Genomic DNA, 26465 nt, shown 5'->3' with positions numbered 1-26465 from the left:
TCTTACCGGGTGGTCAGCGCATGAAGGACGGCAGTGGCAGCAGCGCCTGTGCCATAGGGGACCGCTGACGTTGGTTCAGGCTGGGGGCGTTGCACGACGTCTGCAAGGGTGTCGAGGTGCTCGGATACGAGGACATTCCAGCCCAGCTCAACCGTTTCGACCCATTCGGTTTCCGGCCGGATCGTTGTGCACGGCACCCGCAACAGGAAAGCTTCCTTCTGCAGTCCGCCCGAGTCGGTAATCACGCCCGCACTGTTCATCACCGCGTTGATCAACCCTGGGTAGGCCAAGGGCTGGCCCACCCGGATCGCTCCGGTCTCCAGCTCGATACCGTGAGCAGCCGCCAGATCCACCAGCCTCGGGTGGGCAAGAAGAAGTACGGGTTTGTCCAACCGGGACAGGGAGGTGATGATCTGCTGCAGCCGCCCCAGATCATCGGTATTGTCCGGGCGGTGGATAGTGCTGACGTAATACCCGGCCGGGAGCAGCCCGGCTGGAAGCGGTTCATCCCGGGCCAACAGCGAATCCCGGGTTTTGAAGAGGACATCGGTCATCACATCGCCCACGAGCACGCTTTTGTCAGCCAGCCCCTCAGCGGCCAGATGACCCATCGCGACTTCGGTCGGCGCCAGCAGCGTATCGGAGGCGTGGTCGGTCAGGACCCGGTTGTGTTCTTCGGGCATCCGGCGGTTGAAGGACCGCAGGCCCGCTTCAAGATGGGCTACCGGGATGTGCAGCTTCACGGCGGCTAGCGCGGCAGCGAGGGTGGAATTCGTATCCCCATAGACCAGCACCATGTCGGGGCGCTCCCGCTCGAAGATCTCCTCTAACCCCGCCAGCATGGTTCCGGTCTGCTGACCGTGCTTACCGGACCCGACACCCAGGTTGTAATCGGGTGCAGGAATGGCGAGGTCCTGGAAGAACACGTCCGACATCAGCGAGTCGTAGTGCTGGCCGGTGTGGACTATGAGGTGCTCTGCCCGGCCCTTCATGGCTGCGGCAATGGGAGCGAGCTTCACGAACTGTGGGCGTGCGCCAACGACGCTGAGGATACGCATGGGTTCCACTTTAGCTGTTGCGCTTGTTGCCTAAATACAAGCCGCAACCCGATTCTCCGGTAATCTTGTGCAGGCAGAGCGCCGAGTAGCTGGCGTTGCCCCCAACAATTCAGGAGTGTTTGTGAACGTTGACCTCGTTGTCGTAGGGTCGGGCTTCTTTGGCCTGACCATTGCTGAACGGGCGGCCACCGAGCTCGGCCTGAAGGTGGCGGTCCTCGACCGTCGCCACCACATTGGCGGTAACGCGTATAGCGAGAAGGAAGCGCAGACCGGCATCGAGGTGCACCGCTACGGTGCGCACCTGTTCCACACCTCCAACGAGCGGGTCTGGGACTACGTCAGCCGGTTTACCGAGTTCACCAATTACGTCCACAAGGTGTACTCAAGCCACAAGGGCGAGGTGTACCCGATGCCCATCAACCTGGGCACGATCAACCAGTTCTTCAGGGCCTCCTACGGTCCCGCCGAAGCACGTGCCCTGATCCAGGAGCAGGCCGGGGAGCTCGCCGGAACAGACCCGCAGAACCTCAACGACAAGGGCATTCAGCTCATCGGCCGGCCGCTCTACGAGGCCTTCATCAAGCACTACACAGGCAAGCAATGGCAGACCGATCCCCGTGACCTGCCAGCGGAGATCATTTCCCGGCTCCCCGTCCGCTACACCTACGACAACCGGTACTTCAACGACAAGTACGAGGGTCTGCCCGTGGACGGATACACGGCCTGGATCGAGCGGATGGCCGACCATCCCAACATCACCGTGCAGCTCAACACAGATTTTTTTGACGACAACCACAAGTTCTCCCGCGCCGCCACCCTGGGCCAGGTCCCCGTCGTGTACACCGGGCCGGTGGACCGCTACTTCGACTACGCCGAGGGTGACCTATCCTGGCGGACCATCGACCTAAAGGAGGAAGTTCTCCCCGTTGAGGACTTCCAGGGCTGTTCAGTCATGAACTACCCCGATGAGGATACCGCCTACACACGGATCCATGAATTCCGCCACTTCCACCCCGAACGGGACTACACCAAGGACGCCACGGTCATCATGCGCGAGTTCTCCCGGTTCGCGGAGAAGGAGGATGAGCCGTACTACCCGGTCAACACCAGCGAGGACCGGTCCAAGCTGAGCGCCTACCGTGACCTGGCGAAGGGCGAGAAGTCGGTCCTGTTCGGCGGTCGCCTCGGCACCTACAAGTACCTTGACATGCATATGGCCATCGGGTCGGCCCTGTCGATGTTTGACAACAAACTCAAGCCGCACTTCACTGACGGCGCCACGCTCGAAAGCGGAGGAGTGGACGCATGAGCAACCCCGCCACTATCGCCAAAGACCACGCCACCGAGATGAACTGGCAAACCCTGCAGCGCGTCGTCCTGCCTAACCAAAGCGACCTTGACACGGCTCCGCTTTACCTGGACACGGGAAGCGCGCTCAGCGTGCAGCTCAACACGATGGATGGCAGCGTTTCTAGCCAGGGCGGGGGATCGTCGCGCGGCGGCGATTCGAAGGAAATCCATGCGGAGGACTTCAAGTCCCGGCGCTCGACCCTGGTGCGGTCCGGTGAGCGAGTCTCCTTCGGCACCTATTTCAACGCTTTTCCCGCCAGTTACTGGCGCCGCTGGACCACCGTCCAGTCCGTCAGGCTCAGCGTTGCGACCACCGGCGACGGCGGGATCAGCGTGTACAAGTCGAACGCACGAGGTTCTCTTCAGCACGTCGAGACCAAGCGGGTCACCGACTCTACTGTGACCACCTTTGACCTGTCCCTCGCACCCTTCGGCGACGGTGGCTGGTACTGGTTCGATCTGGTAGCAGGCTCGGGCCGCCTGATCCTGGACGAGGCCGAGTGGCAGGCGCCCCACTCCGTCGAGAGCCAGGGGTCGATCACCCTGGAGATTACCACCCTGAACAAGCCCGACTTCTGCCTGAACAACCTGTCGATTCTGGCCAACCACCCTGATTCGCTTGCCCCTCTAAAGGAAATCCTCGTCGTGGATCAGGGCACTCAGAAGGTTGCGGACCAGCCAGGATTCGCGGAGGTGGAAGCGGCCCTCCACGGCAAGCTGCGGATCATCAACCAGGCCAACCTGGGCGGCTCGGGCGGTTTTGCCCGCGGCATGTATGAGGCAGTCGAAAATGGTAGCGATTACGCCTTACTGCTCGATGACGACGTCGTCATCGAGCCGGAGAGCATTGCCCGGCTGCTGACGTTCGCCGATCACTGCAAAACCCCGACCATCGTCGGCGGACACATGTTCGACCTTTACAACCGGACCGTCTTGCACACCTTCGGCGAGACGGTGAACCCGTGGCGGTTCCAGCCGGACCAACCGGTGGCTGGACAGGTCCTGGGCCACGACTTCGTCCGGTCCAATCTTCGCCACACCCCGTGGCTGCATCGACGCGTCGACGTCGATTACAACGGCTGGTGGATGTGCCTAATCCCGACGGCAGTCATCAGGGACATCGGCCTGTCCCTGCCCGTGTTCATCAAATGGGACGACGCCGAATACGGACTGCGAGCCAAGGCTGCTGGCTACCCGACGGTGTCGATGCCGGGTTCAGCGGTCTGGCATGTGTCCTGGATCGACAAGGACGACCTGGTGGGCTGGCAGGCCTATTTCCATACCCGTAACCGGATGATCACAGCATTGATCCACAGCCCGTATGAGCGCGGTGGTCGCGTGGTGCGTGAATCCGGGTACATGGACATCAAGCACCTGATCTCCATGCAGTACTACACGGCGCGCGGCAGGATCATGGCCCTCCAGGACATCCTCAAGGGCCCGGAGCAGCTTCATGACGTCCTTCCTACGAAGCTCACCGATATCCGGGCGATGACCAAGGACTTCCCCGATTCCCAGGTCAAGACTGACCCCGATGCTTTCCCCGGCGCACGGATGGACAAGCCACCACGGCAGGGGCAGGGCTTCCGGGCGCCTTCTTACGCCACCCTGGTGCCTTGGGCTGCGAAGACTCTTTTCCGCCAGCTCAGCAAGCCGGTCCAGGATTCAAGCAGGGAACGCCCGCAGGCCTTTGTCGCCCACCAGGACAACAAGTGGTGGCGGATGTCGCAGTACGACAGTGCTGTGGTGTCCAACGCCGAGGGCAGTGGTGCCTCCTGGTACCAGCGCGATCCCAAAAAGTTGCGCGCGATGCTCGCCGAGGCGGGCCGACTCAACGCCGAAATCCTTCGGAGCTGGCCGCAACTTAGCGCCCGGTACAAGGCAGCTGCCGAGGAGATCACGTCCTTCGAGGCCTGGAAAAAGACCTTTGAAGAAAACTCCGAGAAGAGTGGATAGCGGTTGAGCACCAGTGAACTCACCACACCCGGCCTGGGTGCTGGTCTGCGCGACGTCCTGCGGTCCCGCTTCCTCCTGAAGCTTCTGGTTGCCAAGGAACTCAAGGTCAGGTACCGCGGTTCGGTGTTGGGAATCCTCTGGTCCTACGTCAAGCCGGGAGTGCAGTTCCTGGTGTTTTGGTTTGCGCTTGGGGTCTTCCTCGGGATGAACCGGAACACCGAAAACTATGCCATCTACCTGTTCTCGGGCATTGTCCTGATCAACTTCTTCAACGAGGCGCTCGGCAACGCTTCCCGCTCAGTGGTGGGCAACGGCGGTTTGATCAAGAAGATCTATCTGCCCCGGGAGCTGTTCCCGGTCGCCTCGGTCTGGGTATCGGCGGTACATTTCCTGCCGCAACTCCTGGTGCTGTTGGTTGCTTGCCTCGTCGCCGGGTGGACCCCCGGCATCTTTCAGCTCATCGCGGCATTGGCTGGTTTCGTGATCGTGGCATTGCTGGCTACCGGCCTCGGCTTGTTCTTTGGTGCCGCCAACGTGTACTTCAGGGACAGCGAGAACTTCGTCGACATGTTACTGATGATCGCCACCTGGGCTTCGCCAGTGCTCTACACCTGGATCATGGTCCGGGACGGACTGGCGACGGCGTTCTCCGCCGGAACGGCATCGGTACTCCTCGTGGTCTATCAGGCAAATCCGCTGACGATTGCCGTCGAGCTGTTCCATTTCGCCTTCTGGCTTCCGACGACGTCGGAAATCACCGACGCGACCATCGCCGTCCCGTCCGACCTGCTCGATATGTGGCTTCCGATCGGATTGGTCACCGCCCTTCTGGTTACTGTTCTGGGGCAATGGACCTTCCGGCGGCTCGAAGGCCGCTTTGCCCAGGAGTTGTGACCCGTGACCACCGCCATTGAAGTTAGAGGGATTTCGAAGCAGTTTGTGCTGCGCCATACCCGTTCCATCAAGGAAGCGTTTGTCTGGCTGGTCAAGGGGCGCAAGGGTGACCTCTCCCAAAAATTCCATGCCCTCGACAACGTATCGCTTGTGGTTCGCCAGGGTGAGTCAGTGGCTCTGCTGGGGCTTAACGGATCGGGCAAATCGACCCTGCTGAAGCACATCTCTGGGGTTATGCTGCCCGATAGCGGTACCGTGCGGACCCGGGGACGGGTGGCGGGCCTCATCGAGGTGGGTGCCGGTTTCCATCCTGACCTCAGCGGACGCGACAACGTGTACCTAAACGGTGCCATCCTCGGTATGACCGAACAGCAGATCGACGACCTGTTCGAATCGATTGTCGACTTTTCGGAGATCGGTCAGTTCATCGACACCGAGGTGAAATTTTACTCGTCGGGGATGTACCTGCGCCTCGCTTTCTCCGTCGCCGTGCACACCAATCCTGAGGTCTTCCTGGTCGACGAGATTCTTGCCGTCGGTGACGAGCCCTTCCAGAAGAAGTGTCTCGCCAAGATCAAGGAACTGGCTGCCGCGGGTAAGACCCTCGTCGTCGTTAGTCATGATCTCGACCTCGTGGTGCAGGTCTGCTCGCGGGGGGTGCTGCTTGAACACGGACGCATTGTCATGGATGCCCCGGTAGCCGACGTGGTGTCGAGGATGCGTGCCTAAGGGGGTCCTTCTCGGTTCGTTCGCGGTCGCCATAGGCCGAGGTGGGCGGGTGGTGCAACGCGACGAACGCCGGGAGGAACATTGCGCGTTTGAGTTTCTTACTGCCCCGCCGGCTTGAGTGTTCTCCCATAATAGAAGTCCCAGGCCGGCGGGTCACGGGTGCGACGCCGTCAGGACCCGGGCCTCCACGGGTTCCCCGGTCTGCGTGTGACGTCGTCCGGTTGTCAGCGCAGAGCTGAAAGGTGTTCGGCCCGTGTCGGCATCATGATCTGATTGAATGCGGCGAACATGGACGCAGAGAGCCCGATCAGCGGCTCGGGGTGGATCTGCGTGCCGGGATCGACCGGCCGACACGCCTGTGACAAGAACGTGCTAGGAAAAGGTGACGGCGTAACGGGTCTACCGGCAGGCAATGATTTCGTACAGCCTCGCCTTCCCTTCGCGGTCGATTAATTTGACTCCCGGGGCAGTGGCAAGGTTGTCCAGACCAGGGAACGGATGGGATCCGGCATGCACCTCAACATCGCCGAATTCGAGGGCATAGAATGCGCCCAGTTCCTGCACGGCACGGCATACCTCAGGCTGTACCGCAGCCTCATCCAGCTGGTTCATCAGCAGTTCGGCGTCGCCGGCCGCGCGACTTGAGGCATGGGTCAGAAGAACATTTCGATCTCCAAGCGCGTACGCAAGAGAGGCTCCGGTCCACGGATTCCCGACCACGACCGCGCCCTCGGGAACTGACTGGTCCAGCCGCTCAATGAGGGTAAGTTCGTCATTGGTGATCAATTCCGAGTTGCGGTCTAGGACGTACTCCTTGCGGGCTTTCGCCTGGGCATTCTCGATAGCCTCACCCTGACCGAGGAATCCGATAGTAGTGCAACCAATGACGATCACCAGCCAGGCGGCCACCTGCTGGGTCCGCCAGTTCGTCGTCCGTCGAACGATGGCCGAGAGAATGGCGGTTCCGCCCAATACCGCCAAGGGGATGGCAGCGACGGGTAGCAGGGCGGCTAGCCGGTTGCTGTCGTTATACCAGAGGCCGCTGAAGAAGTTGCGCAGATCGCCCTTTTCAACGCTGGCAACATTGACGTACAGCAGGGCACTAGCTGCGTAGATGCCGAGCACCCACCAGTACTTGCGGTTATTGATAGTTGCCGCAAGGCCTATAAGGGTTAGCACCAGCATGATCCAGTTGATTTGACCGCGCATAGGTGCAACGGCGAGAGCCTCACCGACGGCGTGAGTGGTACTCAGGAATGGTGCCCACAGAGAGTTTTGCAGCGACGGGCGAAAGGAAATCCAGAAGTAGTAGGTAAACGCCACGTAAGCCATGAACAAAGCTGGGCGAGCGAGGTGGCGGTACCATGGGGCGCCACGGCGGACCAATTGCCGGGTGGTGCGCCATAGCACCAGGCCAGCCAGGGGGACGGCGAAGAGGAAGAGGGCGATCATGGTGCTCGGGTGGGAGAGGGCTATCGCCGGCAGAACGGCCAGCAGCCCGATTCCCGCCAGAAACCGGCCATTCAAAGGATCCTGGACCACACCCAGCATGGTGCCGGCAAGCCCTATTCCCACGGGGAGAAGGGCAATCGAGAGGAGATACGGGTACAGGACGCCGAAGTCCACCATTAGGTAGGGGAAGGTGGGGTACGCGGCCGCCAGGGCCCCGGTCAACAGGATCGGCAGGGGCTTTTCCCCGGCAATACGGGTGACCATAAATAGGGCCGACAGTGGCCAGACGACGGCGCCAATAGCGATATTCGTAGCGTTCACTGCAACAGCAATCGGAGCACCGCTGGTGAGGGCCACCAGGGTGATGAGGTCATGCCACGCCGCAGGGTAGAAGCTGAACCCCGTTCCGCCGTTGGTGAGGTTACCCAATGTCAGGGAAGACCCGGATCCGGTGTCGAGAATGTAGCGTAGCGAGTTCAGGTGGAAAATGTTGTCGTAGGACTGGGAGATATTCTCTGGACCGACAAACATTTCGGCGAACCGAGCCCCGATGATCAACGCGGGAACGGCAACGGCCAAGGCGCATAGGCCAGCGGTCAGTAGCCCAGCCCTGGTGGGGCGATACACGAGGACTAGTTCCCGACCCCGGGAACGCTGCCAGAGGAATCGAATCAGCAGTCCGCCGGCGGCAGTCACCAGGGTCATCCCGATCAGGACCGCGGGAGACCAAGGAATGGAAAGGAAAGGGGCCAGGATCGCGCCAACGGAGGCCAGGGAAACAGAAATTGGTGCCGCGAGGGTCACCGAGGTGAGCCCGCGGGCACCGCAGGCCCTTGCCACCAAAAATCCCGGCACCGTCAGGATGACCACTGCCATCAGGATGATGGGGGCCGCCTGCCACCAACTCATCAGTACTTCACCTTTTTCTGGGTCATCGCAGTTATGTCCGGGGAGCGGTAAGCCGTTCCACGACGGCCCGAATCACCGTTTCGTCTGTTGCGCTGCTCAGCTCCGGCGCCGCAATATGGGAGTTCCGCTTGAACTGGGAGACTTCGGCCTCTGTGAGCGCGGACAGGGTCCTCGCGAGGTCGTCGGCCGTGAAGCCCCGGGTCACTGCGCCAAGCCGATGGTCCCTTATCAGTCTAGACGTCTCGGGTGACGGGCTGAACACGATCGCCAACCGTGCCTGGACGAAGTCGAAAAACTTGTTCGGGAGCATCAGTGCGTGGTTGGTGGTTCGTGGCGGGAGGCTGAACACTCCCACGTCGTACCCGTTGAGGGTGGCAGGTAACTCATCAGGGGACACCGCGTCGTGGAAAGTGATCCGGTCAAGTGTGCCGGCAGCGGCACGCAGTGAGTCCCAGTACCTGCCACCGTCGCGTGCCTTGACCAAATAGAGGTCAAGGCTGAAACGCTCATCAAGCATCTTAACGGCTTCGATCATTCCCTCAAGATTCCGTCCGGGGACCGCTGCACCGCTGTGCACCAGGCGGATCAGCCCGGGCACCATGGCCGACGGCTCCAGTTCACGCAGCGGGCCGGCGTTGCGCACCACCTCCACCGGGCAGCCGAACCGCTCCGTATACAGGCGGGCGATGGAGTCGTTGACAGTGAGGACCGCGGCGGAGAGAGGCAAATAGGTCCGGCACACCCAGGTCATGTAGGGCTTCACCAGCAACTTCCAGGAGAGCACATGGGACCGCTCCTCGGGTGCCCACTCATGCATGTCACCGAGGACTGGAGCCGTCCCAGCGACAGCGTGGGCCAATGGCAGCGCGCGCGCCTCGTTGGCCACCACCAAATCGAATCGCGTCTCCCCGATGAGCTCACGCGCCTGTCGGACGGCAGGCGCCTGTTGACCAGCAGTATTGAAACGCCGCAGGGCCAGACCAATCACACCCTTAACCGTCTGGGGTAGGGAGGGAAGAGCCGAGTCAACCTCAAGGTGGGTGGTCGACCCGGGCGGGGCCGAACCATAGCTCGCCGTCGTGACCGTTCCACATTCGGCAAGGACTTTCACCTGTCGCAGCACCCTGGAATCAGCGTTGATATCCGAAAAGGAGATGCAGAGGATGCGGAGGGTCATGAGCGCTAGCCTAGCGGTTCGGCCGGGCTTCCCGGACCGGTGCGGCGGCGTGCCCCCTGTGGTGAAGCTGAGGATCGGGTCGAGGAAGATATGGAATACTTACCCCTGTGAGTCGCTCCTGGGTCGTCATACCAATGTATAACGAAGCCACCGTAGTTGGTGGTGTGATCAAGGGACTGCTCCCACATTTCCCCCACGTCGTGTGCGTCGATGACGGGAGCACTGACGGGTCTCCGGAGGCAGCAGCAGCGGCGGGTGCCGTCGTCGTTCTTCACCCCTTCAACTTGGGGCAGGGCGCAGCCCTCCAGACCGGTCTTGAGTACGCGTTGCAGGATCCCGCGCTGGACGCGGTCATCACATTCGACGCCGACAACCAGCACCGTGTGCAGGATGCACAGGAAATGCTCGCCCGAGTACGTTCCGGCGAGCTGGAAGTGGTCTTGGGATCACGATTCCTCGACGGGCGCACCAAAATCTCACCGCTCAAGCGCCTCGTGTTGCGCACCGTAGCGTTCCAGTCGAGGATGTCGACGGGCCTCGAACTAACTGACGCCCACAACGGCCTCCGGGTGATCAACGCTGACGTCGCCCGGCGGATTCACCTGAAGCAGAACCGGATGGCCCACGCGTCCGAATTGATCCACCAGTTGGCCGAGATCAAACCACGGCTCGCTGAGCACCCCGTCGAGATCATCTATACCGACTATTCGAAGGCCAAAGGCCAGTCCCTCCTTAACGGCGTCAACATCCTTGCCGACCTCTTCTTCAGGTGAACCCCATGCTCCTTATCGTCCAGTTCGTCTTAGTCCTCGCTGTGATCCTCGGCTCACTGGTCCTGATGAGGGGTGGCGCGAACGCCAGCCATCTGGCGATCCGCAGGATCCTCCTGCTGGGCTTCGCTCTGGTCGCGGTCCTGTCCATCTTCCTGCCAGGGCTCCTAACCGGCCTGGCGAACCTGTTCGGCATCGGCCGGGGGACTGACCTAGTCCTGTACGGGTTTATCGTCTGCTTCATGGTCTTCATGGCGTCCTCCGCCCAGCGCAACCGTCACATGGAGGACTCACTGACCAGGCTGGCCCGCAGGGTCGCGTTGGATGAAACACCTCACGTCTGGGAGTCGGAAACCGGTGCGCAGAGCTTGCCCGGAGCCCCATCGGACGACCCTCCGCAGACCCAACTAAGCTAATCTTGCGGGAGCCATGAAATCACTTATCAGCATTAACCGCCAGCTTTTGGCGGTCCTGCCACCCAGCGCGCGCAGGTTCCTCTTGCGCTACGCAATCCTTTCCTCCCTGCTATCACTCATTGATGTGGTCGCCTTGGGACTACTTGCCATCGTGATGTCGAGCATCATCACCGGTACCCCGGTCAACCTCGGGCCGTTCGGACAGATCGATGAAGTGAGCCACTACATTGCCGTCTTGGCAGTGTTTTGCACTTTGGTCATCATCAAGAGTGGGCTAAATATCCTCTTGCTGCGGTATGCGACCTCTCGTTTCGCCTCCCACGAAGTAGCAATTGGTGATCGGCTGCTAGCTGCTTACATGAGGGCTCCCTGGGTTGACCGTCTGAAGCGGAACTCGGCTGAGCTCGTTCGTTCAGTGGATTCAGGGGTGTCCCTAACCGTCTCCGGGGTACTGATGCCGTCGATGGGGTTGGCGGGCGAGATTGTCTCGGTGATCGCAGTTGTGAGCGTGCTGTTCGTCAGTAATTGGATCACAGCGGTAACAGCAATCATCTACCTGGGCCTGATCGCGCTCCTGCTCTCGCGCGGCATCTCCAAGCGTGCTGTGGCCAACGGGCGACGCAACCGTCAGTTCTCGTTCAGGACCGTCCGTCTTCTAACTGAAGCGGTTGGCGCGCTGAAGGAAGTCACCCTCCGCGGCGCCTCTCCGGACGTCGAGAAAGCGGTCCACAACAACCGCATTCATTCGTCAAAAGCTAGGGCGCTGGCGATTTTCCTCGGCCAAGTACCGCGCTTCGTCCTTGAAGCCGGGCTGATCGGTGGCTTTATGCTGGTGGGTGCGGTGGGACTGGTCACTAGCCCATCCAGCGTCGATCCGGTCACCAATGCCCTGGCGGCTGTCGCGCTGTTCGGTGTCGCCGGCTTCAGGATTATCCCGTCGCTGACGCGGTTCCAGGCCATCCTGTCCATGGTGCACTCCAACTCTCCCTTCGCTGAACAGGTGCTTTCTGACATCAAAGAGGCTGAGGCTAGCGCTAAGGACCAGGAAGAACCAGATCAATCGGAGCTTCCTGAAGGGGTGCCCGACGTGGTGCTGACAGATGTGTCGTTCACCTACCCCGGGGCGGATATACCTGCACTCAACGGCGTGACCATGACGATTCCATCCGGCTCGCGGGTAGCCGTAGTGGGATCGTCGGGCGCAGGCAAGTCCACGCTGATCGATCTACTGCTGGGGCTTTTGCTGCCCAGCTCCGGCCAAGTATTGGTAGGGGGAGTCCCAATGCGGGCTGTTCTTCATTCCTGGCGATCCCGAGTCGGCTACGTGCCGCAGGAGGTGTCACTCTTTGATGCTTCGATCGCCCAGAACGTGGCCCTGACCTGGGATCCCGATCAGGTAGATGCGGATCGCGTTCGGCGAGCATTGGAACGAGCGCAAATGCTTGAGACGGTCGAGAGACGCCCCGACGGCATTCTTGGCGCTGTTGGTGAACGAGGAATGGCGCTGTCCGGTGGGCAGCGCCAGCGCCTCGGCATCGCCCGTGGGCTGTACGCCGATCCCGCGGTACTTGTGATGGACGAGGCCACCAGCGCACTCGATACGGCGACCGAGGCCGCCGTCACCCAGGCCGTCCGCAATCTCATTGGAAGCGTTACCACCATTACGGTCGCCCACCGCCTGTCGACAATCCGGGACAGCGACGTGGTCTTCTTCTTCGCGGATGGCAAGCTGGCCGCCCAGGGAACCTTCGCCGAAGTCATAGCGCAGATGCCAGACTTTGCCGAGCAGGCCGCCCTGGCGGGACTGACCTAGTTTTCACAGCCCCCAGACCGCAATCCAACTAATTCTGGAGTAAAACCATGACCGAGGGAAACCTTCCCGGAGCTCGTCCGCGCATTCTCGTGCTGTCCTTCTCACCTATCCACCGGGATCCCCGGGTCCTGCGACAGATTCAGTTTTTCAGCGAGTTCGCCGATGTGCTTTCCTGCGGTTATGGTGCCGCTCCTGAGGGAGTGGTCGAGCACGTTGAAATTCCCAGCGATTACAAACCGTGGCGGCCGGACTTCAAGAAGGTAGCTATACTTCTCGGCGCCCGGTTCCACGAACGACTGTACTTCGACTCCGACCGAGTCAAATATGTCCTGCGGAACATCCCCGCAGGCAGCGTCGACGTGATTGTCGCCAACGACGCCCTAGCAGTGCCGGCCGCGGTCGCACTCCGGCCCCGCAAGGGTATCCACGCTGACTTGCACGAGTATGCGCCACGCCAGGGCGAGGACAAGCTGCAATGGAAGCTTCTAGTCGGTCCGCTGATGGATTGGGCCTGCCGAAAGTACGTCACGAAGGCTGACTCGGTGTCGACGGTCGCCAAGGGTATCGCAGAAGAATACGCTTCCGTCTACGGCATTGCCCAGCCGGCAGTCGTTCCTAACGCGTCGTACTACGACGCCCGCTACAATCCTTCTCCGGTAGGAGTGCCTCTCAGGTTGATCCACGCTGGTGCAGCTGGCCGTGGCCGCAAGATCGAAACCATGATCGACGCCGTCGCCCGCGCCAACGAGTTGAAACCTGGCAGCGTGACCTTTGACGTCGTCCTGGTCCCCGGAGATCAAGACTACATCGACGAATTGGCAGTTAAAGCGGCGGCCGTACCCGGTGGCGTCATCAGGATGCTGCCCCCGGTGAAATTCGAGGAGATCGTTGGGCTGCTGCATGGCTACGACATTGGCTTCTACCTTTGCCCTCCAGTAAACTTCAACATGCTCCACGCCCTGCCTAACAAGCTCTTCGAATTCGTTCAGGCTCGGCTTGCAGTGCTCATCGGCCCGTCACCGGAAATGAAGCGCGTTGTCGAGGAACACGGGTTCGGCGTGGTGTCGAAGGATTTCGACGCCGAATCTGCGGCCCGCGTTCTGATCGATTTGACGCCCCAGCAGGTCGACAAGATGAAGCAGGCATCTCATCTGGCCGCCCGGACCCTCAGCGCCGAGAATGTTGCTGCACCGTGGATTGCGGCGGTCAAGAAGCTGGCCGGCGTCTCCTGACTGGGTGAATGGTTTATCGGCTGGAGCACAGCTGTAAACGGGCTCAGGCTCCGTTCCCTTCGACTTGAAGGGGAACGGAGCCTGAATTAGATGGGAGCCGAGATTAGTTCAACTGGGTGCCGGCAAGCGTGAGTGAGGTCCAACCATGGCCGAACTGGGCCCAGGTGTCCCATCCTCCACCGGATTTGAGAGGGTAGTAGTGAATTGTGCCGTCGTAACGTTTCGCGATGATGCCCCGGCTGTCCGAGCCAGCGAAACCGCCGACACTGTCCATGGTGTGAGCGGACTGCCAGCCGGTACCGACAAAGCGCCGGGATTCATACTGGAATCCACCTGCGCCGGAGCCACGGTAAAGGACCAATTTGGCGGCGGCATTCCGGGCCAATAGATCTTGGCGACCGTCGCCATCGTAGTCGGTCATCACTACTGACATGCTGCCGAAGCCGTGGCCTATCTGGCGGGGAAAATCGAGGTTCCCATTGTTCGACTGGGACCAGTAGTGAATGGACCCATCAGAGCGTGTCCCGACGATAGCCGGCCGGGCGCCCCGCAGCCATGGTCCCACGGTGATTTTCATGCCGCTCCAGCCCGAGGCGGCAAGGATCTGCGGAGAGTTGAACCCGCCGCTTGCTTTACCGAGGTAAACGCTAAGGCGACCGTTGGTCCACTGCGCGAGGATATCGACGACGCCGTCGCCGTTCCAGTCCACTGAGTGGATGGACCGGGTGTTTGACCAGCCGAACCCAATCTGGATCTTTGAGGACACATCACCGCGTCCCGTGGCCGGGTAGTTGAAGAGTCTGCCGGTGCGGTCGATGGCGATGATATCGGCTGCGGATCTGATAGAAGGCCCGGTGGGACGTGGCGGTGCTGGCGGTGCTGGCGGCGCCAGTGGTGCTGGCGGAGCGGCGTTGCGGGTGAAAGTCTGCAACGCAGCGGCTGTGCCGTTCCAAACGTTCCAGTCGCCCACGACCGGGCCCTCGCTGGTGTACTGCCACAGGCTGTAGTCGTTCCAGCCGGCGGGGAGGGTGCCCGCGCCGATGTTGTTGTAGGCGGCAATGTGCAGGGGGTGGTTGGTGAAGGCTGTCGAGTTGCCCGTGCACTTGTTCCACCAATCGGTGGTGGTGTAGATCATCGGCACCCGGCCGGTGCGGTTCAGCATGGTGTTGGAGAAGTCCCTGATCCAATTGACCATTTGGGTGGTGCTCATGTTGTAGCAGGAGTTGCCGAGCGAGGGATACGGGTTGTACTCGACGTCGAGCAGTGGGGGAAGGGTTTTACCGTCCGCCGCCCAGCCGCCGCCGTTGTTGATGAAATAGTTGGCCTGTTCGGCGCCCGAGGAGATACTCGGAATGGCGAAGTGATAGGCACCGCGCACCATGCCGGTGTTGGCGGACCCGGTGTACTGCTGGTTGAAGTAAGGGTTCCGGTAGCTCATGGCTTCGGTGGCTTTAGTATAGGCGAAGCGGGAGCCCTGGTTCCAGACGGCCGACCAGTTGACGTTGCCCTGGTGGCTGCTGACGTCGACGCCGACGATGCCCTGGGGGCGCCAGGTGTTCACTGCCGCCGCAGATGCTTCACTAGGCGAGGATTCACTCGGCGAGGACTGGTCCTGAAGTTCCCGGGCGGTGGGGACCTGGGGGTCGCCCGACTCGGCGATGCGTTCCACACCTTGGCCAAGCGTGGCACCGTGGGGGCCGATCAACTCGGCAAGAGCCCCCGGGTCTGCAGCCAGCTCAGCAGCAGTAAGTTCCTCCGGGGCGGCCACCGCGGGCGCAACAGATTCGGCCGGCTGAGGTGCTGGGACCGGTACTGCAGTCTCCCGGGGCGGATCGACAGTCGCGGGCTCAGCCGGGACTGGCGTCGTCGGGACCGTGGGCGACGGCTCGGTCGGCACTGGGCCAACCGGGATTGGCTCGGCCGGAGCCGAGACGGCTGGCACCGGTGGTTCGACCTGTGGAGCGGCCACGGCAGGCAATGATCCGGCGGCGAGGGCGGCCGTCAGGAGCACGGCGGAAAGGACAGAGGAAGCGCGAGAGTGAGTCACAGAAAATTCTCCGATTAATGCGAGCCCGAGGCGAGAGGGAGGGCGTCGTCCCCTTGAGACTAACCCACTGTGGCTAATGTGACTACAGGTAAAGATGTTGCTGTTGGGTGAATCCTTATCCACAGGTGGGTCACCAGGGGGTGGGCGTGGAACGCCGCATCCCCTAGGGTGTAGTGCATTCACCGGTTACACCCACGGTCTCGGGCATCCCGGCCTATGACCGGGCGCCCTGATTTCAGGGAGTCTTATGGACGCCGTACGCATGATCGAGGATGAGGTACGCGAGCTCATCCGCCGGCACGGACTTGATCCCGCCCGGCAGGGCGGCGAGGTGTTGCGGCTGGTTGAAGCTGCAGTCAACGACTACGACGAACGCTCACTTCTCGGCACGTTGCCGCAACTGGGGCAGCTCGATCTGGTGCGAAAACACGTGTTTGACGCGGTGGCGGGATTCGGGCCGCTGCAGCCGCTGCTGGATGATCCCACCATCGAGGAGGTCTGGATCAATTCTCCAGCGGAAATTTATGTGGCACGCTCGGGCGAGTCCGAACTAACATCGTTGACCCTCTCAGAACAACAAATCCATGACCTTGTCGAGCGGATGCTGAAGTCTTCCGGCAGGCGACTGGATCTTTCCTCACCCTTCGTTGACGCGGCCCTTCCTGACGGATCTCGACTCCACGTGGTGATCCCTGACGTGACCCGGCGCCATTGGTCGGTAAACATCCGGAAGTTCATCGCGAAGGCAACCCGTCTGGAACACCTGGTCGAGCTGGGAACGCTCTCGCCTCAGGCGGCCCGCTTTCTTGATGCGGCGGTGGCGAGCGGGTTGAACATTCTGGTATCCGGGGCGACCCAGGCCGGCAACCCGACCAAATGCTAAACAACCGTCACCGAGACAGACAACCACTTCGTTTTCAGTTCCAGACTTGGCGAGCCTAAGCTGAGCTGTGTAGCTATGATTCACGTCAAAGACGATATTGGTCGGGTGGGGGGTTGACACTGAAGCAATTCTTGAAGGACTACTGGTCTGCGCTGGCTATCCTGGCGGGCATAGTCAGTCTCTACCTTGGAGCGTTAGCCATAGACCTCGTATGGGCGTTCTGGTTGGTGTGCGTAGCATCCTTGCTGTGGGCCTTCGTCAAACCATCGGCTCGACTAATAAAGAATGTAGTAAATCGGTACCGGAATTATGGGAAGTTACTGCGGCGAGCAGCTACTGCAGAAGTGCGCGAAAAGCTCCTTAGGATTGAAGTAAAACAACTGCAGCGAGATTTGCCCGAGGAATACAAAAAGGGGCTCGAAGAAGGAGCTTCTCGCGTCGTCGGAGCTCAGCTTGGCCAGGGTCTTGAACCTCTGCCTCGAATATCGTCCATCACCCTGATACAGGGATGTATCGGCTTTGCCGCTCATTTTAATGCAAAGGCAACTCCAATAGTTGGAAGTTGGTTCACCGTAGAGGTGGTCGGTACAGGTGAGAGCAAAGGTGCAGTAAAGGTGGTCGAGGTACGTGAATCTGAAAAGGTCGCGTTACTTCAATGCTGCGAGGAAGTGACTCCGGAGTTCTGGGAGAAGCTGAGACTCCGAGTCAATGAGGATCCGGATCCCCCTAGATCGGTCCGCCTTGCTGTCTATCAACTTAGTTCGAGCAATTCAAATAGCTCTTTAGGAGGTAAATAAATGCCAGTTGATGCCCGAGTTGCGCGGATACTTACAGAAAAAACCATCGCGCTTAATGTCGGTTCGACAGACAGCGTTAGCGTCGGAGATGTTGTCGTTATCTCTGAACGCATTACAGTCACCGATCCGATCACGCATGAAGACCTTGGTGAGGTTGACGTAGAAAGACTTAATGGCGAGGTAGTGTCTGTCAAGCCGCGAATTAGCGTTGTGAAGGTGACGTCCACTTACACGAGCAGCGGCACACGCTTCCTGAAATCGATCACGGAGGATCCCGATCTCGAGGATTACAGGACTGTGCACATCCGGCCGTCTGATTATGCTGAGGTTTCCAAGAAACCTGTAGACCCGTGGTCTAGCGAACCGCCCTTCTGATTACGCAGGGACGCCGCGTTAGCGGCGTCCCCTTTACTTGAAATAGCAACATAACTCGGAACCCTAACTGAGTCGTTTCGGCCCATATTGTTGACTCATTGTGACGCGAACAAACCCAGCACGGTGGCGGGTCCCTTTTCCTACAGAGTCTGAACAATCACCGTGGCAAGTAACGCAGCGCCCGGAGGACGCGTAGCGTCCGAGGACGAACGGTTGCGCGGCAGCTAGTGACATCGGTGTAATTCGTGTGGCAAGATAAATCTTGTAGTAACCCGGCAGGACCAACTCAGGGCCGGAAGATCATATATTAGGGAAGCCTTCCTGAGAGGCTGAGCTACGTGGTAGGCCGCGTACCCATCATGCTCGAGGTATAAACACACACAGGGCCCTTCCGGAGCGAGACCGGATGTTGGAGCCACTGTCTCAACTCATTCATTTCCCCCGGTAGTGGACTTCAACGATTCCTTGTCGGTCTCGTCCCTGGGGTTCTCATGCCATCCACGTCCATCTCGCCATCCCTCCGCAGCCCTAGAGTGCCCAATGCTGGGTGGTCTTTCACCCTTTACCCTGACGCGGGAGAGGGTGGAGGGTGCTTTGTTAGCGCGAACAGGCCGGAGCGGAGCTATGTCGCCAAGGGTGCCGCAGCAGATCCCGAAAGGGCAGCCAAGGAGGCCGGTCGGCGCGCACGTGCGAAACTCCGTCGATATTGCGCAGCCAATCGGCTCAATCGGCTCGGGACACTGACGTATGCGGGTGTTGGCCTTCATGACCCGAAGCAGCTCCCTCTGGACATTGCGGAGTTTTTTCGCAACCTCAGGGAGTGCACGGGTGGGAAGCCTTTCCCCTACGTGTGGGTGCCGGAGTGGCACAAGACAAACCACGGCTTGCATGTGCATTTTGCGGTAGGTCGGTACATTCGCCGCAATCTCATATCGACGGCTTGGGGGCGAGGGCACGTTCACATCAAGCTTCTTGGCGGGCTCGGTGTCGGCTCCGATAATCTCGCCGAGGCTCGGCATGCTGCCGGATATCTTTCCAAATACGTTTCAAAGACCTTCACCGATCCGGGATCTAGGGTTTTCGGGCTCCATAGATACGACGTAGCCCAAGGCTTCCAACCGCATGGGATGACTTTGACTGGTCTCTCATCCGCTGAGGTTATGGCTCAAGCTAGCGATTACATGGGTAAGCCGCCCGGCATCGAATGGTCATCGGCGTCAGTCGAAGAATGGGCCGGGCCTCCCGCCGTTTGGGCACAGTGGGGTGCCTGATGGTCGAAATCGACTTGGTTGCTGCCTGGGTAAAGGCGACGTGTGAAGCTCAGGGAATTACGGAGAAAGTCACCGATGTTGTGGCGCTGCGGGAAGTCGGCGTCTTGTTGAGTGCAGGGATGGGCCGTGTGCGCGCGCAAGGCGCGCCAGCGCCGAGCACGTGAGCGGGCCGCCATGCTGCCCTACTGACGCCAATCAGGCACGACCCGATCCGGATCTAACCCGTGGCGACCTACTTTCGTGGCCGGCAGAATTGTGGCCTGATTCAAGACGGCTTTGACGATTGCGACCTGCCGGGAAAGGTTCAGCCCTTCCCATTGCGCGCGGAGTTCGTTGCCGTGTCCGATGTAGTCAGCCACTGCGTCACGTCGGGTGAGCCGTGCAAAAGTCCTTCGATTCGTCTCCAGGCGGTCTTGAATTCGTTTTCTTGCCGTGGACCACTCTGTGCGGGAGATTTCACCGTCGGCCCACATGCTGGTGAGGTCGTCTAAACGGTTGGTGTCTGTCTGGATTGCATCGGCTACTGTCCGGGCTTCGTCTTGGTCAGTGCCTCCGTCATTGAGGGTTTCATGCATCAGCGGGGAGTCGAGCCGATAGAGGACCGCTTCAGCAATAAACTTTTCCAACATTTCGGCGTAGATGTAGACACCACCGCAACCCCGGGTATCCGGTCCGGTGCGGCAGCCATAACGGCGGATTTCACCACGAGGCGCTGAGTTCAGCCGTGAGCCGCACTTGCCACACACCAATAGTCCAGTCAACAGATAACGGCGCGCACTTCGATTGGTCCGGCGCGCCGGGTCCAACAATAAACGTTGCAATCTATCGCCTTGATCCGGAGTAATAATGGGCTCCCAATCTGCTCGGCCGATGACTTGGCCCTGGTGCACACGCATTCCCCAGTAACGCGGGTTCGTTAGTAACGCTCGCACCGTGTTGGTCCGCCACGCTTTACCGCCAACCGTCCGCACCTCGTTGTCTTGTAACCATGTGGCCATAGAGACCAGCGTTTCACCTGCCAATGCCCGCGCAGTCAAGTCCCTGATTACTACGGCTTCCCCAGGCTCCTGGGTCGTCTTGTCTGCCTGGAATCCGAAAGCTCGCGGGCCACCCATATGTGGTTTTCCAGATTCAGCGATCTCTCGTGATTTTCGCTGGCCCCGCCGCCGTTTTGAGTCGGACTCGTTGGCCGCAACGGCCGCGAGTAATCGTGCCATGAGGAGACCGTCTCCCTTCGCCAGATCTATGTCTCCTGACAAGGTGACGACGTCCCGGACTCCCGCGAAAGTGCAGGTATCCACGAACCGCTCTAGTTCTATCGGCCGGCGGTGTAACCGGTCCATGTGCCAAACGATTACTCCGTCCCGGCGTCCCTCTGAAATGTCCAGTAGCATCCGCTCGTATGCCGGACGCTTCTTACCCGTGTAAGCGGAAAGGTCGTCGTCAACGTACTCCTCGGCCACCAGCCAACCCCGCCGCTCTGCCTCGGCGCGGCAGTCCTGAATCTGACGTTTGACCCCCAGCTCCTCACGGCTCCGATCCTGGGATATCCGGGCGTAGATTGCTATGGCGGATCGCGTTTGGTTCATGGGGGTACATTAGCGCTAAGTCGGCAAGACGACGCTGCTGAACTGCCTTGGTGCGAGTATCGGTTCGAGGGAACGGGTGGTAACCGTCGAGGAGATCTTCGAGCTTCAACTGCCCCTCAGGGATGTGGTCGGGATGCAGTGCCGGCCACCCAACCTTGAAGGGCAGGGGGAGATCCCCTTGCGGAGGCTAGTGAAGGAAGCACTCAGGATGCGACCGGATCGGTTGATTGTGGGCGAGGTCCGGGAGGCGGAAAGCCTTGACATGCTCGTAGCGCTCAATTCGGGGCTACCGGGCATGTGCAGCGTTCACGCCAATAATGCCCATGACGCGGTGACGAAGATTTGCACCCTCCCGCTCCTCGCCGGGGACAATATCTCCAGCGCTTTTATGGTGCCGACTGTCGCGTCCTGCATCGACCTCGTGATCCACTGCGAACGCCTCCGCGATGGTCGACGACGGGTCACCGAAATTCTGTCCCTGGGCAGACGGGTGGAGAACGGGATCATCGAATCCTCGACCATCTTCCGGCGGATCGACGGTGACCTGGCGGTCACAGCAACGGCGATGCCTGCTGCGGAAAAGTTTGCCAACGCCGGATTTCAGGTTGCCCGCCTTCTGGAGGCGGTCCCGTGACCGCCGTCGTCGGAGCGGTGCTCGGTACTGGTCTGTTCTTGATCTGGTGGTCCTGTTGGGCGCAACCCGCCAGGGGCACGCGCGCCCACCGGAGGAGCCGACGGGTCGAAGAACTGCTGCTGCGTGCCGGCATCGAAGCAGTGTCGGCCGGCGGCCTCGTGGCATCCTCCCTCGGCGTCGGAGCGCTGGTCTTCCTAGCAGTTCTGATTGTCACCGGGTCTCCTCCCATCGCTGGCTGTTTCTGCCTATTTGGCACTCTTGTCCCCTTGGGTATTGTCAGGTGGCGGGCCCATCGTCGGGCGGAGTCCCTGCGCGAACTCTGGCCCGACGTCGTGGATCACCTACGATCAGCCATTCGCGCAGGCCTGTCCTTGCCGGAAGCGATCAGCCAGTTGGGTGAGAAGGGTCCAGCGGAGCTGCGGCAGGCCTTCACTACCTTCGGGATCGACTATCGGGCGGGTGCACGGTTCGATGATGCGCTCGGACGGCTGAAGGCGAGGCTGGCCGACCCCGTGGCAGACCGCATCATCGAGGCGCTGAGGATGACTCGTGAGGTAGGAGGCTCCGACCTGGGACGTCTGTTGGGGACACTCGCCGAGTTTCTTCGGGACAGCGCGCGTACCCGAAGCGAACTTGTGGCCCGCCAATCCTGGACCATCAATGCTGCGCGCCTCGCCGTTGCCGCTCCCTGGCTGGTGTTGATGCTCCTTGCCACCCGTCCGGAAGCGGTCAGGGCCTACAACACTCCCATGGGGGCCGCAGTGCTGGTGGGCGGTCTGGTGGTTTCGGTGGTTTGTTACCGGTTGATGCTCAGGATCGGGGCGCTTCCTGAGGACGAGCGGGTGTTGCGGTGATTGACGTTCAGGCGCTCGCGATGCTGATTGGTGCGTCCCTCGGAGTCGGTCTCTGGCTGGTGCTCGTTCGGGTTCCCGTTTTGCGGCCGACCCGCTTCGTGGACCGCGTTGCACCGCAGTTGCGATCGGTGGATGTCCGATCCCGGCTGCTGGACAGTCCACCGGGGGCGCTCACCCCCTTCGGTCCGCTCGAGCGGATCGTTCGGCCCGTGATGAACGACGTCGTTCGCTGGCTGGGCCGGTTCAATCCGGCGTCGGCGGTGCTGGCGAGGCGGCTGGCGCAGGCCGGGAAACACCAGCAGGTGATCGACTTCCGCGGTGAGCAAATTCTCTGGGCTGCGCTGGGCCTCAGCGTGTCCGCCAGCCTCATGGTAATACTCGCGGTCTCCGGCAGTATCGAACCAATACCAGCGATGCTGGTGGTGGTCGGTTGCACGGTGGGCAGCTACGCGCTCCGCGACTACGTCCTGGCCGTGCAGATCAAGCGCCGCGAGGCGAGAATGCTGGCCGAGTTCCCGAGCCTCGCCGAGCTGATGGCGCTCGCCGTCAGCGCGGGCGAGAGCGCCTCGGGTGCGCTCGAACGGATCTGCCGCACCGGAAACGGTGAACTTGCCCGTGAATTTGAGCGGGTGCTCGCCGAGACCAGGGCGGGAATGCCCCTGATGACAGCGCTTCAGGAATTCTCCAGCCGCACCCGGCTCACGCCATTGGTGCGTTTTGTCGATGGCATCACCGTTGCCGTCCAACGGGGCACCCCGCTGGCCGATGTCCTCCGCGCGCAGGCGCAGGATGTTCGTGACGTGGCCAAACGGGAGCTGATGGAATCCGCGGGGAAAAAAGAGATTGCGATGATGGTGCCCCTCGTATTCGGTGTGCTTCCCCTGACAGTACTTTTTGCAGTGTATCCAGGCATCGCACTGATCAGCCTGGGTCTGTGATTGTCCGGCCAGATACCAGAACCGACAGAAGAGGAACACCGTGAAATCGACCACACCCTCCCAGCGGATTCTTTCCGCAGTTCACCTGCTACTGGCGCTCGTCCTGATCCGGGTGACGAGGGCCGCGACGAGCGTTGACGACGACCCACCGGAGCGGGGGGATGTCCCCGGCTGGGTCATGATTACCCTGATGTCCGCGGTATTGGTGGCAGCGCTGCTCGCTCTCGCCGGCCCGGCGCTGGAGAACATGTTCAATGATGCGATCAGTCGCGTCAATCCCTAGGCGGCCGGTCGTGCAGGTGGATTCCTGCAAAGGAACCAGTTCCGAGCGCGGCGCAGCGGTGGTGGACTTCGCCCTGATCGGCGGACTGTTGTCGGTGATCTTCATTGCGGTCATCCAGCTCACCCTGGTGCTCCACGTTCGCAACACCCTCATCGACGCGGCGTCGTCAGGTGCACGGTACGGAACTCTGGCCGACCGATCAGCTGGTGATGCTGCACAGCGGACCGGATCCATCATTTCTGCTGCCCTCAGCGACGGCTACGCCGACGACATTTCGGTTGGCGAGGTCAGCCGCGACGGTCTGTCCATGCTGGTGGTGACTGTGCGGGCGCCGCTGCCAGTCATTGGCTTGATCGGTCCCGCGGGTGCGTTGGAGGTGACCGGCCATGCGGCGCTTCCCCGACAGCCTGCCGACGAATGACGAGGAGAGCGGGAGTGCGGTCGTCGAGTTTGTTTTCCTCGGCCTTGTCCTTTTGGTGCCAGTCATCTATTTCGTTCTGACAATTGGTCAACTCCAGGCAGGTTCCTTCGCGGTGGTCGGCGCCGCCGATCAGGCAGCGAAGATCTATGTCACTGAGGAATCAACGGCCCAGGCCGCGCCTCGGGCGCGTCAGGCCGCCCTCTTGGTGCTGGGCGACTTCGGGTTCGATCCCTCAGCCGCCGAGATCAACATCCGCTGCACCGGTGACTGCCTGACGCCCGGTTCAAGCGTGACGGTCGAGGTACGGTTGGGCATCTCCCTGCCGTTCATGCCTGCTTCCCGCGGGGCGGGGGATTCAACGGTTGCCGTCGACGCAACAGCAACTCAACTGGTGGAACGATTCAAGTGATGCGACGGCTCGTTCAGTCCCGCCGGGACAGCGAATTCCCTGACCCGGAAAACGGGCAGGTGGTGGTCATGGTGATTGGCTATGTGCTGCTGACTCTCCTGATGATCACCGTGGTGCTGGGGGCTTCGGCCGTCTACCTGGACCGGCAGAAGCTTTTGTCAGTGGCCGACGGCGCAGCCCTCACCGCCGCAGACACCTACGGACTGGCCGAACCCTTGCCGGGAGCAACCGCACCGGTGCCGGAGCTCGACCCGGGAACCGTCAGGTCCACGGTGCAGGAATACCTGGACCTGACCGGATCCGGGGCGCGGTTCGACGGCCTGACCGTGGACCCGGCAACCGGTGCGCCTGACAGCAGGACCGCACGCGTGGTGCTCACCGCCGTCGTCCACCCGCCGATAGTGAACTTCCTGGTACCCGCCGGGATACCCATCGTGGTGACGGCCGACGCCCGATCCGAGCTCACTCGCTGACCGCAGATTTGTTCCGCATCAGCAGCGCTCTTTCCGGTGAATGGCGGTAAAATGGTGACGTTGGATGAGGTGGTTCGCATGGTGGTTCGCTCGCTCCGGCGGATGGTAGTGGCAGTTGTCGCATCGCTGGCGCTTCTGTTCGGCTTCGTGACAGTCGCACCACCCGCCCAGGCAGCTCCTTTATTCGGTCACGATGTTTCCTGGCCCCAATGCCCGCCAGCAGTCGGCGGTTTCGGCCTGCCTCTGCCGCCGCTCTCAACCCAATTCGTCGTCGTCGGCTTGACCAGGGGTTTGCCGTTCACCGAGAACCCATGCCTGGCCAGTCAAGTCACCTGGACCAAGACCCACAACAAGAAGAGCCACGGCTACGCCATGGCCGGGTTTCCCACTGCCGCCCAGCTGAGCACCTATGGCACCCGGGGGCCGTGGACCAGCAATACCCGTGCGGGTCGACTCTCCAACGTGGGGTACTCCGAAGCGCGGTTTGCCATCGCCAGCATGAACCGGATCGGCTTCCGGCCACCGGTGGTGTGGATCGACGTCGAACCTCGCCCTGCTCAGCCGTGGCCCGTCAGTACCACGGCGCAGCAACGCGATAACCGGCTCGTCATCGAGGGTCTGATGCGCGGGCTACGCGATGCGGGGTTCTCCTATGGCCTCTACTCCTATACCTCGGGGTGGGCCGAGATCACTGGATCCTGGAAGCTTCCGGGGGTGCCTGTGTGGGCCACGGCCGGGCGGCTTGACTATCCGAACGAGGCGCTGGACCGGTGCCAGCAGCCGAGCTTTTCCGGCGGCCGGGTCTACCTTTCACAGTGGTACGACGACACCCGGGACTACGACCGGACCTGCGAGCCGTACGCTTTCACACCCCTGGCCATCCCCGCATCGACGCTGTCCCGCTCCACCGCAGACTTCAACGGGGACTGGAACAACGACATGCTGGCCCGTGTGACCGCGACGGGCGACCTGCGGATGTACCCCGGGAAGGGGAACGGCACTGCATGGGGTGGCGTCCGGATTGGGGCAGGGTGGCAAGGATTCAACGCTCTGGAGACGCCCGGCGACTTCAACCGCGACGGCCCTGCAGATGTACTGGCGCGCGAAACTGCCACCGGAGACCTGTGGCTGTACCGGGGCAACGGTATAGGGCGGTGGCTGCCGAGGGTCAGGGTCGGCACCGGCTGGAATGCTTTTAACAGCATCGTCGGTCCGGGAGACTTCAACGGTGATCAGACGGTCGACGTCCTCGCCCGTGAGAGGGTCACCGGATATTTGTGGCTCTACCCCCGCAATGGGACCGGGGGGTGGCTGCCGCGGGTCAGGGTTGGCACCGGCTGGAACGCGTTCAACAGTATCGTCGGTCCAGGAGACTTCAATGGCGACGGCACCGCTGACATTCTCGCCCGGGTCAGAACCACCGGCGAGCTGTGGCTCTATCCGGGCAACGGCGCGGGCGGATGGCTGCAGCGGGTTCGAGTCGGCAGCGGCTGGAACTCCCTGACGGCGGTCATGAGCGCAGGTGATTTCAACGGCGACCGCACAGCCGATGTCCTGGCACGGGACAGTCGGGGAGTTCTGTGGCTGTATCCGGGGAACGGCTCCGGCGCCTGGTTGCCCCGAGTACAGGTGGGCACTGGGTGGAATGGGTTGAACCTCATCTTCTGACCCCCACACTCGTCCCCGCAAGATCTGGCGGACAACGCCGCCTATCCCGTTGAGCTGCACAATACTT

Annotated in this window: 23 protein-coding genes and 3 pseudogenes; 20 read left to right on the top strand and 6 right to left on the bottom strand. The window is 61.2% G+C overall.

The features are described 5' to 3' along the window. Positions 1-2 precede the first annotated feature (2 nt). The gene (wecB, locus tag ACX80O_RS00525; protein ID WP_459305569.1) at positions 3-1058 is read right to left on the bottom strand and encodes a non-hydrolyzing UDP-N-acetylglucosamine 2-epimerase; all 1056 of its coding nucleotides are present in this window, start codon (positions 1056-1058) and stop codon (positions 3-5) included. Between the two features lie 121 nt (positions 1059-1179). Between wecB and glf the strand changes: the two genes are divergently transcribed. Genes glf through ACX80O_RS00505 form a run of 4 tightly spaced genes read left to right on the top strand, consistent with a single transcriptional unit; the run spans position 1180 to position 5987 of the window. Continuing rightward, a complete protein-coding gene (glf, locus tag ACX80O_RS00520; RefSeq protein ID WP_459305570.1) occupies positions 1180-2367 on the top strand; it encodes a UDP-galactopyranose mutase in 1188 nt (395 codons plus the stop codon). Beyond that, complete coding sequence (locus tag ACX80O_RS00515) at positions 2364-4364, top strand: glycosyltransferase (RefSeq protein ID WP_459305572.1); 2001 nt, start codon at positions 2364-2366, stop codon at positions 4362-4364. Before glf ends, ACX80O_RS00515 begins: the two co-directional genes overlap by 4 nt. 3 nt (positions 4365-4367) lie before the next feature. Next, entirely contained in the window at positions 4368-5258 is an 891-nt protein-coding gene (locus ACX80O_RS00510) for an ABC transporter permease (RefSeq protein WP_459305573.1), read from the top strand. Positions 5259-5261: 3 nt separating this feature from the next. After that, a complete protein-coding gene (locus tag ACX80O_RS00505) occupies positions 5262-5987 on the top strand; it encodes an ABC transporter ATP-binding protein (RefSeq protein WP_459305575.1) in 726 nt (241 codons plus the stop codon). A gap of 10 nt (positions 5988-5997) precedes the next feature. Here ACX80O_RS00505 and ACX80O_RS00500 read toward each other — a convergent pair. The 3 genes and pseudogenes from ACX80O_RS00500 to ACX80O_RS00490 all read right to left on the bottom strand — a co-directional run. Then, positions 5998-6156, bottom strand: a pseudogene (locus ACX80O_RS00500) (transposase); the annotation flags it as partial. Between the two features lie 230 nt (positions 6157-6386). Next, complete coding sequence (locus ACX80O_RS00495; RefSeq protein ID WP_459332154.1) at positions 6387-8348, bottom strand: DUF6541 family protein; 1962 nt, start codon at positions 8346-8348, stop codon at positions 6387-6389. Between the two features lie 31 nt (positions 8349-8379). Then, positions 8380-9525: a glycosyltransferase gene (locus ACX80O_RS00490; RefSeq protein WP_459305578.1), complete on the bottom strand. Its 1146-nt coding sequence runs from the start codon at positions 9523-9525 to the stop codon at positions 8380-8382. Between the two features lie 107 nt (positions 9526-9632). Here ACX80O_RS00490 and ACX80O_RS00485 point away from each other — a divergent pair, with 107 nt between their 5' ends. Genes ACX80O_RS00485 through ACX80O_RS00470 form a run of 4 tightly spaced genes read left to right on the top strand, consistent with a single transcriptional unit; the run spans position 9633 to position 13756 of the window. Next, the gene (locus tag ACX80O_RS00485) at positions 9633-10298 is read left to right on the top strand and encodes a glycosyltransferase family 2 protein (RefSeq protein WP_459305579.1); all 666 of its coding nucleotides are present in this window, start codon (positions 9633-9635) and stop codon (positions 10296-10298) included. 5 nt (positions 10299-10303) lie between these two features. Next, positions 10304-10711 carry a DUF2304 domain-containing protein gene (locus tag ACX80O_RS00480; RefSeq protein WP_459305580.1) on the top strand — a complete coding sequence of 136 codons (408 nt, stop codon included), beginning with the start codon at positions 10304-10306 and terminating at the stop codon, positions 10709-10711. 13 nt (positions 10712-10724) lie between these two features. Then, a complete protein-coding gene (locus tag ACX80O_RS00475) occupies positions 10725-12524 on the top strand; it encodes an ABC transporter ATP-binding protein (protein ID WP_459332153.1) in 1800 nt (599 codons plus the stop codon). A 47-nt stretch (positions 12525-12571) separates the two neighbouring features. Beyond that, positions 12572-13756, top strand: coding sequence for a glycosyltransferase family protein (locus ACX80O_RS00470; RefSeq protein WP_459305584.1), 1185 nt, complete (start codon positions 12572-12574; stop codon positions 13754-13756). A gap of 103 nt (positions 13757-13859) precedes the next feature. On the opposite strand, the gene ACX80O_RS00465 is transcribed toward ACX80O_RS00470, so the two are convergent. Then, entirely contained in the window at positions 13860-15803 is a 1944-nt protein-coding gene (locus tag ACX80O_RS00465; protein WP_459332152.1) for a GH25 family lysozyme, read from the bottom strand. Between the two features lie 247 nt (positions 15804-16050). On the opposite strand from ACX80O_RS00465, the pseudogene ACX80O_RS00460 reads away from it, so the two are divergent. From ACX80O_RS00460 to ACX80O_RS00445, 4 genes and pseudogenes are all read left to right on the top strand, one after another. After that, positions 16051-16677: pseudogene (locus tag ACX80O_RS00460) on the top strand (ATPase, T2SS/T4P/T4SS family); the annotation flags it as partial. A gap of 122 nt (positions 16678-16799) precedes the next feature. Next, a complete protein-coding gene (locus ACX80O_RS00455) occupies positions 16800-17483 on the top strand; it encodes a hypothetical protein (protein ID WP_459332151.1) in 684 nt (227 codons plus the stop codon). Then, positions 17484-17858, top strand: a complete 375-nt coding sequence (locus tag ACX80O_RS00450; RefSeq protein WP_459332150.1) for a hypothetical protein — start codon at positions 17484-17486, stop codon at positions 17856-17858. 491 nt (positions 17859-18349) lie between these two features. Further along, complete coding sequence (locus tag ACX80O_RS00445) at positions 18350-19129, top strand: rolling circle replication-associated protein (protein ID WP_459332149.1); 780 nt, start codon at positions 18350-18352, stop codon at positions 19127-19129. Positions 19130-19311: 182 nt separating this feature from the next. Here ACX80O_RS00445 and ACX80O_RS00440 read toward each other — a convergent pair whose 3' ends face one another. Then, entirely contained in the window at positions 19312-20718 is a 1407-nt protein-coding gene (locus ACX80O_RS00440; protein ID WP_459332148.1) for a recombinase family protein, read from the bottom strand. Between the two features lie 22 nt (positions 20719-20740). Here ACX80O_RS00440 and ACX80O_RS00435 point away from each other — a divergent pair. The 8 genes and pseudogenes from ACX80O_RS00435 to ACX80O_RS00400 all read left to right on the top strand — a co-directional run. Continuing rightward, a pseudogene (locus ACX80O_RS00435) lies at positions 20741-21352 on the top strand (CpaF/VirB11 family protein); the annotation flags it as partial. Beyond that, entirely contained in the window at positions 21349-22206 is an 858-nt protein-coding gene (locus ACX80O_RS00430; RefSeq protein ID WP_459305601.1) for a type II secretion system F family protein, read from the top strand. The pseudogene ACX80O_RS00435 and the gene ACX80O_RS00430, both read left to right, overlap by 4 nt. After that, positions 22203-23144, top strand: a complete 942-nt coding sequence (locus ACX80O_RS00425; RefSeq protein ID WP_459332147.1) for a type II secretion system F family protein — start codon at positions 22203-22205, stop codon at positions 23142-23144. Before ACX80O_RS00430 ends, ACX80O_RS00425 begins: the two co-directional genes overlap by 4 nt. Positions 23145-23235: 91 nt before the next feature. After that, on the top strand, positions 23236-23427 hold the full coding sequence (locus tag ACX80O_RS00420; protein WP_459305722.1) for a hypothetical protein: 192 nt from the start codon (positions 23236-23238) through the stop codon (positions 23425-23427). Positions 23428-23443: 16 nt separating this feature from the next. Then, entirely contained in the window at positions 23444-23848 is a 405-nt protein-coding gene (locus ACX80O_RS00415) for a TadE/TadG family type IV pilus assembly protein (RefSeq protein ID WP_459332146.1), read from the top strand. Further along, a complete protein-coding gene (locus tag ACX80O_RS00410; protein WP_459332145.1) occupies positions 23814-24257 on the top strand; it encodes a hypothetical protein in 444 nt (147 codons plus the stop codon). The genes ACX80O_RS00415 and ACX80O_RS00410 overlap by 35 nt, the downstream gene beginning before the upstream one ends. After that, a complete protein-coding gene (locus ACX80O_RS00405; protein WP_459305607.1) occupies positions 24257-24730 on the top strand; it encodes a Tad domain-containing protein in 474 nt (157 codons plus the stop codon). Before ACX80O_RS00410 ends, ACX80O_RS00405 begins: the two co-directional genes overlap by 1 nt. Positions 24731-24781: 51 nt before the next feature. Continuing rightward, positions 24782-26398 carry an FG-GAP-like repeat-containing protein gene (locus ACX80O_RS00400; RefSeq protein ID WP_459332144.1) on the top strand — a complete coding sequence of 539 codons (1617 nt, stop codon included), beginning with the start codon at positions 24782-24784 and terminating at the stop codon, positions 26396-26398. The last annotated feature ends 67 nt before the right edge of the window (positions 26399-26465 follow it).

This window comes from Arthrobacter glycogeni (assembly GCF_054511155.1).
The sequence above is the reverse complement of the archived record's forward strand: the minus strand, read 5'-3'. Positions and strand labels throughout refer to the sequence as shown.

Bases quoted from the DNA above. Each gene is read 5' to 3' on its own strand.
- ACX80O_RS00450 (WP_459332150.1), top strand. From the start codon at position 17,484: ATGCCAGTTGATGCCCGAGTTGCGCGGATACTTACAGAAAAAACCATC.
- ACX80O_RS00470 (WP_459305584.1), top strand. From the start codon at position 12,572: ATGACCGAGGGAAACCTTCCCGGAGCTCGTCCGCGCATTCTCGTGCTG.
- ACX80O_RS00495 (WP_459332154.1), bottom strand. From the start codon at position 8,348: ATGAGTTGGTGGCAGGCGGCCCCCATCATCCTGATGGCAGTGGTCATC.
- ACX80O_RS00405 (WP_459305607.1), top strand. From the start codon at position 24,257: ATGCGACGGCTCGTTCAGTCCCGCCGGGACAGCGAATTCCCTGACCCG.
- ACX80O_RS00400 (WP_459332144.1), top strand. From the start codon at position 24,782: ATGGTGACGTTGGATGAGGTGGTTCGCATGGTGGTTCGCTCGCTCCGG.
- wecB (WP_459305569.1), bottom strand. From the start codon at position 1,058: ATGCGTATCCTCAGCGTCGTTGGCGCACGCCCACAGTTCGTGAAGCTC.
- ACX80O_RS00515 (WP_459305572.1), top strand. From the start codon at position 2,364: ATGAGCAACCCCGCCACTATCGCCAAAGACCACGCCACCGAGATGAAC.
- ACX80O_RS00480 (WP_459305580.1), top strand. From the start codon at position 10,304: ATGCTCCTTATCGTCCAGTTCGTCTTAGTCCTCGCTGTGATCCTCGGC.
- ACX80O_RS00440 (WP_459332148.1), bottom strand. From the start codon at position 20,718: ATGAACCAAACGCGATCCGCCATAGCAATCTACGCCCGGATATCCCAG.
- ACX80O_RS00475 (WP_459332153.1), top strand. From the start codon at position 10,725: ATGAAATCACTTATCAGCATTAACCGCCAGCTTTTGGCGGTCCTGCCA.
- ACX80O_RS00410 (WP_459332145.1), top strand. From the start codon at position 23,814: ATGCGGCGCTTCCCCGACAGCCTGCCGACGAATGACGAGGAGAGCGGG.
- ACX80O_RS00445 (WP_459332149.1), top strand. From the start codon at position 18,350: ATGCCATCCACGTCCATCTCGCCATCCCTCCGCAGCCCTAGAGTGCCC.
- ACX80O_RS00490 (WP_459305578.1), bottom strand. From the start codon at position 9,525: ATGACCCTCCGCATCCTCTGCATCTCCTTTTCGGATATCAACGCTGAT.